At 63.7% G+C, this 6,238-nt stretch carries 5 protein-coding genes and 1 pseudogene; 5 read left to right on the top strand and 1 reads right to left on the bottom strand.

Annotation, left to right across the window (positions count from 1 at the left end; genetic code table 11):
* From EN991_RS19620 to EN991_RS19630, 3 genes and pseudogenes are all read left to right on the top strand, one after another.
* Window positions 1-231 (top strand): annotated as a pseudogene (locus EN991_RS19620) (ABC transporter permease); the annotation flags it as partial.
* A 2-nt stretch (window positions 232-233) separates the two neighbouring features.
* Window positions 234-1,268, top strand: a complete 1,035-nt coding sequence (locus EN991_RS19625) for a Gfo/Idh/MocA family oxidoreductase (protein WP_127369348.1) — start codon at window positions 234-236, stop codon at window positions 1,266-1,268.
* Window positions 1,265-3,103 (top strand): hypothetical protein, encoded by a 1,839-nt coding sequence (locus EN991_RS19630; protein ID WP_127369349.1) that lies wholly within the window; start codon window positions 1,265-1,267, stop codon window positions 3,101-3,103. Before EN991_RS19625 ends, EN991_RS19630 begins: the two co-directional genes overlap by 4 nt.
* Before the next feature lie 2 nt (window positions 3,104-3,105).
* Here the strand turns inward: EN991_RS19630 and EN991_RS19635 are convergent, their stop codons facing one another.
* A complete protein-coding gene (locus EN991_RS19635) occupies window positions 3,106-3,819 on the bottom strand; it encodes a transcriptional regulator NanR (protein WP_127369350.1) in 714 nt (237 codons plus the stop codon).
* A gap of 174 nt (window positions 3,820-3,993) precedes the next feature.
* On the opposite strand from EN991_RS19635, the gene oiaX reads away from it, so the two are divergent.
* Both oiaX and EN991_RS19645 read left to right on the top strand, forming a co-directional pair.
* Entirely contained in the window at window positions 3,994-5,244 is a 1,251-nt protein-coding gene (gene oiaX, locus EN991_RS19640; RefSeq protein ID WP_127369351.1) for a 3-oxo-isoapionate-4-phosphate decarboxylase OiaX, read from the top strand.
* Window positions 5,245-5,248: 4 nt separating this feature from the next.
* The coding region (locus EN991_RS19645; RefSeq protein ID WP_164769206.1) for a four-carbon acid sugar kinase family protein at window positions 5,249-6,238 on the top strand (990 nt) is incomplete at its 3' end.

The following is a 6,238-nucleotide window of genomic DNA, read 5'->3' on the forward strand; positions in this document are numbered from 1 at the left end:
ACAGTGCTTGGCGGCACTTCGATGTCGGGCGGCCGCGGTACGATCGGCGGCACCATCGTCGGCGCCTTCGTCATCGGCATCCTTTCGGACGGGTTGGTGATGATGGGCGTGAGTTCGTTCTGGCAGATGGTGATCAAGGGCCTCGTCATCATCGTCGCCGTCGTCGTCGACCAGGCACAGCGCCGGCTTCAGCAACGTGTCACCTTGATGCAGATGGCAAAGGCAGGCTGAGCATGGCGGAACTGCGGGGAGCGCTGATCGGCTGCGGCTTCTTTGCCGTCAACCAGATGCATGCCTGGCGCGACATAGCGGGCGCCTCGATCATCGCCATCTGCGACCGTGACCCGGAACGGTTGCGGATCGTCGGTGGCCAGTTCGGCATTGCGAAGCGCTATACCGATGCGGCGGACCTTTTTGCCGGCGAAAGCCTGGATTTCGTCGACATCGCCACCACCGCGCCCAGCCATCGTCCGCTTGTCGAAATGGCGGCCGCCCACCGCGTACCGGTGGTCTGCCAGAAGCCGTTCGCGCCGACGCTTGCCGAGGCAAAGGCGATGGTCAAGGCATGCGCGGAAGCCGGCGTTCCGCTGATGGTGCATGAGAATTTTCGCTGGCAGTCACCTATCCAGGCGGTGCAGACCGTGCTCGATAGCGGCGAGATCGGCACACCCTTCTTCGGGCGTATCTCCTTCCGCTCGGCCTATGACGTGTTTTCCGGTCAGCCCTATCTGGCGACGGGAAAGCGCTTCATCATCGAGGACCTCGGTATCCATATCCTCGATATCGCCCGTTTCCTGCTCGGCGACGTCTCGACCATCACGACACGAATCGCCCGCATCAATCCCGCCATTGCGGGCGAGGATGTGGCGACCATGCTGATGGACCACAAGAGCGGCGCAACCTCCGTGGTCGACTGCAGCTACGCGACCAAGCTCGCCACCGAGCCGTTTCCCGAAACGCTGATCGAGATCGATGGCAGCGACGGCACGATCCGGCTGGCGCAGGGATACCGGCTGACCGTCACCGGCAAGAGCGGCACGGCCGTCACCGACGTCTCGCCGCCGCTGCTGGCCTGGGCGTCGCGGCCCTGGCACAACATCCAGGAAAGCGTCGTCGCCATCCAGCAGCACTGGGTAGACTGCCTGGCAAAGGGCGTACAACCGGCGACCTCGGGCGCGGACAATCTCAAGACGTTCGCGCTGGTCGAGGCCGCCTATGCTGGGGCCGCGAGCCGGCAACCGGTGCAACTCGACGCCTCGGTGAAATGACCGCCGATACCTTCCTCCTTTACGGCACGCGCGTGGTCGAGGCCGAGCCGGTCAGGCTCAGCGCAGGCGCGCTCAGCGCCGACTTCGTCAACGGCAATCTGCGCACCATTCGGCATGGCGGCACCGAAGTGCTACGCGCCATCGCCTATATCGTGCGTGACCGCGACTGGGGCACCTATGAGCCAAATTTGATGGACCTGGTGATCGAGCAGGGTGCCGACGCTTTTTCGGTCAGCTATTCGGCAAGCTGCCTGGCCCCCGATGGAAACCGGCTCGGCTTCCGCGCCACCATCAAAGGCTCTGCCGACGGCCGTCTGGTCTTCGACGTCAGCGCCCTTCCCGAAAACGATTTCGAAACCAACCGCTGCGGCTTCTGTATCCTGCACCCGATCGCCGACCTCGCCGGTAGCCCGGTCATGGTCGAGCACACAGACGGCAGCGTGGTGGCGACGAAACTTCCCCAGCTGATCGACCCCTGGCAGCCTTTCAAGGATATCCGCGCCATCTCCCATCAGATTCGGCCTGGTGTCACCGCTGAGTGCCGGATGGAAGGCGATACTTTCGAAATGGAGGACCAGCGCAACTGGTCGGACGCCTCCTACAAGACCTATGTGCGGCCGCTGGTGCTGCCGTGGCCGTATGTGCTGCCTGCCGGCCAGCCCCTGCGCCAGACGATCAGCCTGCGCATCGCAGGTGAAGGCAAAGCGCCGGCTGCCGCAGTGGCCAGCGAACCGGTCAGAGTCGAACTCGGCGAGGCGGGAGCAAGGCTGCCCGATGTCGGCGTGATCATCTATCCCGAGGATGTCGAGACGGCGCTGGCGAACCTCTCCACGCTGGCGGCACTCGGCCCACAACAGCTGCTGTTTCACTACGATCCGACGCGCGGCCACGGCCTCGATGCCTTGCGCGCTTTCGCCCGGCTCGCAACTGCCTACGCAGCCGAAACAACCCTCGAATGCATAGTTGCCTGCGCTGGCGATCTTGACGCCGAGCTGTCCGGCGTCGCCGACCTGGTTCGCCGGGCCGGGCTGAAACTCTCGGCCATTGCCGTGTCGCCGTCGGTCGATCGGCAGTCGACGCCGCCGGGCAGCGCGTGGCCGGAATGCCCGCCGCTCGACGACGTTTATGCGGCAGCGCGGCGGGCATTCCCCGGTATCCGCCTCGGCGGCGGCATGTTCAGCTATTTCACCGAACTCAACCGCAAGCGCGTGCCGGCAGACCAGCTCGATTTCGTCACCCACTGCACTTGCCCGATCGTGCATGCCGCCGACGATCTCAGCGTCATGCAGTCACTGGAGGCGCTGCCTTTCATCACCCAATCGGCACGGGCAATCTTCGGGGCAAAACCCTACCGGATCGGACCATCGACGATTGCCATGCGGCAGAACCCTTATGGCGGAGCGACCAAACCCAATCCCGGGGGACAGCGCATTGCCATGGCCGACAGCGATCCGCGCCATGCCGGCCAGTTCGCGGCGGCTTGGACGGTCGGCTATGCCGCGCGCGTCGCAGCCGCTGGGCTGGAACAGCTCACGCTCTCCAGCTTCACCGGACCGTTCGGCGTGCTGGCGTCATCCGGAGAACCCGTCGCGGAAGGATCGCCCCGGCCGCTCTTCAGAGCCATCAAGGGGCTTTGCGAACTGGCCGGCCTTGCGCATGTGGCGGCAAGGACGAGCGATGAGACCAAGGTGCTGGCGCTGGCTGGACGCTCGGCCTCGGGCGACACTGTCGTGTGGCTGGCGAACCTGACGGCGGACGACGTGCAGGTCGACATTTCAGCTTTTGGCCGAGGCCATCTCGTGATGACGCCTTACGAGATCGTCCGGATCGACTGACGTTATTTTTCGGAGTTCATCACGTAGAGCGCGCGCGAGCGTTCTAGATGCTTGATCATCGCCTTCTCGGCGCCGTCCGCATCCTTCAGTTCAATGCGGCCTATGATCTCTTCGTGCTCGGTGAGCGTGAACTTTTCCTTGCCGGTCCAGATCAGCATTTCGGTGTGGTATTCCTTCAGCCAGCCGAGCATCGCCTCGCTGACGGCGACATAGATCGGGTTGCCGGAGATCGCGGCGATCTGTGTATGGAACTTCATGTCGGCGGAGATGAAGGCTTCGGAATCGCCGCGAAAGCCGCGCTGTTCGGCAACGGTGGCCCGCAGCCGCAGCACATCCTCGGCGGTGGCCTTTTCGGCGGCTTCCCTGACCATACCGCGCTCGAAGAAGATGCGCGCGGTCTTTAGGTGCTCCAGCGTGTCTTTCGATGACGACAGGATGATCTTGGCGGCGCCGTCGACCTGCTTGATGATCGACTTGGCGGTGAGTTGCAGCACCTTGGCGCGTTCGCCATGCGAGATCGCAACCAGCCCCATATTGCTCAGCGCCTGCATCGCCTCGCGGATCGCGGGGCGGCCGACCTCGAAGCGCTCCATCAGCTCGCGCTCCGAGGGCATGTCGTCGCCTGGCATCAGCTCGCCGCTGGTGATCAGGCGCTTCAGCCGCAAGAAGACCTCATCGGAAAGCTTGCGCCGGACAATCGGTTCCGAACGGTTCATCGCCGCGAATCACTCCCTTGACCCGGCCCTATCTAACACTGCCGCCACAATTCCCGGAATTGCCGTCTGTCGATCCCGCTGCCGGATATGACTTGCAATACTTATGTACTCATTATACCAGATTTGAAACACCAGTGAACCTTTTTCGAACGCCTCGGCTTGAGACAGCGGACCATGATCACCCTCACCTACCGCATCGAAACGCCTGGAAGCATCGAAGCGCTGGCGGCCAAGATCGCCAGCGATCAGTCCACCGGCACCTTCGTAGCGCTGCCCGGCGAGACCGAGGAACTGAAGGCCCGGGTGGCGGCGCGTGTGCTGGCGATTCGGCCTCTGCCCGATGCCGAGGGGCCGTCGCTTCCCAATGACGGTAAGGGGCCGTTCAGGCGCGCCGATGTCAACATCGCCTTTCCGTTCGATGCCATCGGCACCGACCTTTCGGCGCTGATGACGATTGCCATCGGCGGCACCTATTCGATCAAGGGCCTTACCGGGATTCGCGTCGTCGACATGAAATTGCCGGAGGAGTATCGCGGGGCACATCCCGGCCCACAGTTCGGTGTCGCCGGCAGCCGCCGGCTGACCAATGTGACTGACCGCCCGATCATCGGCACGATCGTCAAGCCGGCGCTGGGATTGCGGCCGCACGAGACGGCGGCAATGGTGGCGGAACTGATCGCCGCCGGCGTCGACTTCATCAAGGATGACGAGAAGCTGATGAGCCCGGCCTATTCGCCCCTGTCGGAACGGGTGAAGGCAATCATGCCGCTGATCCTCGATCACGAGCAGAAGACCGGGAAGAAGGTGATGTATGCCTTCGGCATTTCGCACGCCGATCCGGACGAGATGATGCGCAACCACGATCTGGTGGCGAAGGCCGGCGGCAATTGTGCTGTTATCAACATCAATTCGATCGGCTTTGGCGGCATGGCATTCCTGAGAAAACGCTCCGGCCTGGTGCTGCATGCTCATCGCAACGGCTGGGACATCCTCACCCGTCACCCCGGCCTCGGCATGGACTTCAAGGTCTGGCAGCAATTCTGGCGACTGCTCGGCGTCGACCAGTTCCAGATCAACGGCATCGCCTCGAAATACTGGGAGCCGGATGACTCTTTCGTCGAATCCTTCAAGGCGGTGACGACGCCGATCTTTTCGCCTGGGGACTGCGCATTACCGGTGGCAGGTTCCGGCCAGTGGGGCGGTCAGGCGCCCGAGACATATGCACGAACCGGCCGGACCGTGGATCTTCTCTATCTCTGCGGCGGCGGCATCGTCAGCCATCCGGACGGACCGGGCGCCGGCGTACGTGCCGTGCAGCAAGCCTGGCAAGCGGCGGTCGACGGCATTCCGCTGGCCGACTTCGCCTTGAACCATCCCGAACTGGCGCGGTCGATCGAAAAATTCGGCGACGGCAAGGCAGCCTGAGACGATGCAGGACCTGCTTCTCAGCTATTATGGCGACGACCTGACCGGCTCGACCGATGTCATGGAGGCGCTCGAGCTCGGTGGCGTGCCGACCGTGCTGTTCATGCGCCAGCCGGACGCGGCCCTGCTGTCCCGGTTTGGCCATTGCCGGGCGATAGGGCTGGCCGGCACCAGCCGCAGTGAGACGCCGCAATGGATGGACACGCATCTGCGCGATGCCTTCGCCTGGCTGAAGACGCTTAACGCCGAGATTTGCCACTACAAGGTCTGCTCGACCTTCGATTCCAGCCCGACGATCGGCAGCATCGGCCGAGCCATCGAGGTCGGCCGCTCGGTGTTCGCGCAGGATAGCGTGCCGCTGCTGGTCGGCGCGCCGCAGCTCAAGCGCTATACCGCTTTCGGCCATCTGTTCGCGGCCTATCGCGACCAATATTTCCGCATTGATCGCCACCCGGTGATGAGCCGTCACCCGACGACGCCAATGGATGAGTCCGATCTGCTGATCCATCTGTCGCGGCAGACGGCGCTGAGCTCCGGGCTGATCGATCTTGCGACGTTGCAGTCCGCGTCGCGGTCGGCGGCGTTCGATCGCCTGACCGGAAACGGCACCGCTATCGTGCTTGTCGATATCGACAATCTGGAAACGCAGGCTCTGGCCGGCAAGGAGATCTGGCGCGTTCGCGAGCCCGGCGGCTCTTTTGTCGTCGGCTCATCCGGGATCGAGTATGCATTGCTGGCCGAATGGGCGTCGAATGGCATCGTCAGCGCCGGACATGGCTTCACGCTACCGGGCGCAGCCGAGCGGATAGCCGTCGTGTCGGGCAGTTGCTCGCCGACCACCGAACGGCAGATCCGGCATGCCCTGACCGACGGTTTCGACGGCATCGAGGTCGATCCCGTCGATCTGGTTTCGGAGGCCTCACAGCAGGTGATCGCGCGCGTAACGGCAAGCGGCCGTGCCAGTCTGCAAGCCGGGCGCAGCGTCATCCTCTAC

The sequence above is a fragment of the Mesorhizobium sp. M7A.F.Ca.US.005.03.2.1 genome (assembly GCF_003997795.1).
In the GTDB taxonomy this organism is placed as follows: domain Bacteria; phylum Pseudomonadota; class Alphaproteobacteria; order Rhizobiales; family Rhizobiaceae; genus Mesorhizobium; species Mesorhizobium ciceri.

Bases quoted from the DNA above. Each gene is read 5' to 3' on its own strand.
- oiaX (WP_127369351.1), top strand. From the start codon at position 3,994: ATGATCACCCTCACCTACCGCATCGAAACGCCTGGAAGCATCGAAGCG.
- EN991_RS19635 (WP_127369350.1), bottom strand. From the start codon at position 3,819: ATGAACCGTTCGGAACCGATTGTCCGGCGCAAGCTTTCCGATGAGGTC.
- EN991_RS19625 (WP_127369348.1), top strand. From the start codon at position 234: ATGGCGGAACTGCGGGGAGCGCTGATCGGCTGCGGCTTCTTTGCCGTC.
- EN991_RS19630 (WP_127369349.1), top strand. From the start codon at position 1,265: ATGACCGCCGATACCTTCCTCCTTTACGGCACGCGCGTGGTCGAGGCC.